The following is a 1,763-nucleotide window of genomic DNA, read 5'->3' as shown; positions in this document are numbered from 1 at the left end:
CCGTGCGGATGGAGCCGTCTTGGGTGCGCACGGCGACCCGGAAGCCCCTTACCCGGTCCACCAGGGAAAGGGGGTGGGCGGTGTCCCCGTTTAGGATGAGGGTGAGCACGTCCCCCTGGAGGAGGTAACGGCGCTCCTCCAAGGCGTAGATCCGGGCGGTGCCGTTTCCCGGGTAGTCGTTCAACCAGCGCCCCCGGGCCCGGTGGAGGTGGAAGCGGGAGTGGTCCTCGGTGTCATAGGGGAAGAACTCTCCCCGGCCCGTGGTGGGGTCATAAAGGTAGAGCGTCACCTTCCCTCCCCCTTCCTGCCGGTAGCGGGCAAAGGCCTCTAGCCGGTCGTCCCGACCGTTCCCATCCCCGTCCTGGGGGAGGCACTGAGGTGGGGGGCTTTGGTTCCTTCGGGCCACGAAGAGCACATCCTGGCTGCTGCCTGCCCGGATTCCGCTCGGATCGCAAAGGGTAAGGACGGTATCCAGGAGGTTCCTGCGGAGCACCAGGGTGTTCCCCCCGATAGCTTCTATGGCGGGAAGGTCTGGGGGAGTCCTCTCCCCCGCCTGGCGGACGTCGGCCCCCAGCAGGTCTAGCGTTGCCCTAAGGTTCTGGTTGAGGGCGGTGCGGGTTTGGTCCAGGGTGTAAAGCCGCCGGCTGGAAAGGACCAGGCTCAGGGATAGCCCGAGAAGCAGGATCCCCACCCCCAAGGCGATCAGGAGCTCCACTAAGGTGAGCCCCTTAGCGGAGGCTAGTGTAGACCGTTTCCGCTGCATAAACCGTCCTCCCGTTCCAGACCACTTCCACCCGGATGTGCCGGCTTCCCGGCCCGCATAAGGCGGTCTGGGCGCAGTAGATCCGGCGTAAGGTGAAGGTGCGCTCCCCGTAGGACTCCCGCCGCTCTGCGCTGCCTGAGGTGGGCAGGAGGGTGGGGTCCTGAAGCCTTAGGGTTTCCAGCTCCCTCTGCGCCAGGTAGACCGCTTGGGAGCGGACCTCGGAGCCCGTATTGGTCTCTAGAAACCCCACGAAGGAAGGTACGATAAAGGCCAGAGCCACCCCTAGGATGGCCAGGGCCACCACCACCTCAAGAATGGAAAGCCCCTGGGCGGGGGAGGACCTCATAGCCGCCTCACCCCCCCGCCCAGGAGGACCTCCATCCGGCGTTCCTGGGTCCCCCGGCGGAACACTAGGACCACGTTCCGGTCGCTGTACCCCCGGCTGGAGAAGCAAAGCTCCAAGGGGCTTCCGTTCCCGGCGCTTAGGTTAACCCCCTGGGGGAGCTCCAGCACCAGGCTGGGGTCCGGAGTGAAGCTTGGGCCACCGCACCGCGCGGCGTACTCCGCCACCAGCCGGTTCCCGCTTTGCTCCACCCGGTAAGCGGAGGTGGTGGCCATGGCCTTGGCCCGCACCAGCTTGAGGTAACCCTCCGTCTGGACCCAGGCGTCTTCCAGGGGATTGGAAAAGGGGCGCAGGTTGAGGGCGGCGATGCTTAGGGCAATGCCCAGAACGCCCAGGACCACGAGGAGTTCTAACAGCGAAAAGCCTCTGGGCTTCATTCTGCTTTCCAGGCTACTTAGCGGTTGGGGGGATGTCTATCCCCCAAATGGGGGGGTCAGACCTAGAAAGGTTCCCTTATCGCTTCTTCCAGAGCTTTATCCCGGAGCGCCCGGGCCTCCTCCGTCCAAGGGGTGAAGCGAAGCCTCTCCCAAGCCTCCTCATCCAGGGGGTCCAGGGCCAGGGCCTTCAGCCAGTCCTCGGCCCGCTGGCTCCGCAGGA

General features: G+C 65.5%; 3 protein-coding genes. All 3 read right to left on the bottom strand.

The annotated features are described in order from the left end of the window. Nucleotides 1-763 (bottom strand): prepilin-type cleavage/methylation domain-containing protein (locus tag WKI94_RS12010; RefSeq protein ID WP_337845956.1); only part of this gene is annotated, 763 nt, incomplete at its 3' end. Then, entirely contained in the window at nucleotides 729-1,109 is a 381-nt protein-coding gene (locus WKI94_RS12005; RefSeq protein ID WP_337845954.1) for a type II secretion system protein, read from the bottom strand. The genes WKI94_RS12005 and WKI94_RS12010, both read right to left, overlap by 35 nt. Then, nucleotides 1,106-1,543 carry a prepilin-type N-terminal cleavage/methylation domain-containing protein gene (locus tag WKI94_RS12000; protein WP_337845953.1) on the bottom strand — a complete coding sequence of 146 codons (438 nt, stop codon included), beginning with the start codon at nucleotides 1,541-1,543 and terminating at the stop codon, nucleotides 1,106-1,108. The genes WKI94_RS12005 and WKI94_RS12000 overlap by 4 nt, the downstream gene beginning before the upstream one ends. Nucleotides 1,544-1,763 lie beyond the last annotated feature (220 nt).

The sequence above is a fragment of the Thermus sp. genome (genome assembly GCF_037444525.1).
Classification (GTDB): Bacteria; Deinococcota; Deinococci; order Deinococcales; family Thermaceae; genus Thermus.
Note: the sequence above shows the minus strand (reverse complement) of the source record. Positions and strands in the feature narration are given on the sequence as shown.

What these genes read in the sequence shown, in the direction of transcription:
- WKI94_RS12005 (WP_337845954.1), bottom strand. Translation starts at nt 1,109, where the DNA reads ATGAGGTCCTCCCCCGCCCAGGGGCTTTCCATTCTTGAGGTGGTGGTG.
- WKI94_RS12000 (WP_337845953.1), bottom strand. Translation starts at nt 1,543, where the DNA reads ATGAAGCCCAGAGGCTTTTCGCTGTTAGAACTCCTCGTGGTCCTGGGC.